Source organism: Methylobacterium nigriterrae, from assembly GCF_037106235.1.
In the GTDB taxonomy this organism is placed as follows: domain Bacteria; phylum Pseudomonadota; class Alphaproteobacteria; order Rhizobiales; family Beijerinckiaceae; genus Methylobacterium; species Methylobacterium nigriterrae.
The window spans coordinates 1-250 of record NZ_JBAWTG010001074.1 but is presented as its reverse complement, the minus strand read 5'-3'; the positions used below and the strand labels follow the sequence as shown (position 1 = coordinate 250).

Annotated in this window: 1 pseudogene; it reads left to right on the top strand. The window is 65.6% G+C overall.

The features are described from left to right. A pseudogene (locus WDW90_RS40295) lies at window positions 1-93 on the top strand (protein-L-isoaspartate O-methyltransferase); the annotation flags it as partial. Window positions 94-250: the final 157 nt, after the last annotated feature.

Sequence of the window (250 nt, the reverse complement as noted above, 5' to 3'; positions counted from 1 at the left end):
AAGGAGGGTGGTGTGGTTTCGTGCCGCCGCGCCTTCAATGCGGCGATCCGGCCTCTTCCCGGATTCCGGCGGGCGCCGGCGTTCGAGTTCTGATCACCAGGGGAGTTGGAAGCGTCGGGTAACGAGTAGAAGCTTCGGCGGGGGAACCGGGACGGCAGCGGCCGCAGGACAGTCAGGTCGCCGCCGGTATTCAATAGAATTCGGGCGGGGCATCCGCGCCAAACGGACGTGAGGTAGGTCGTGTCGCTTG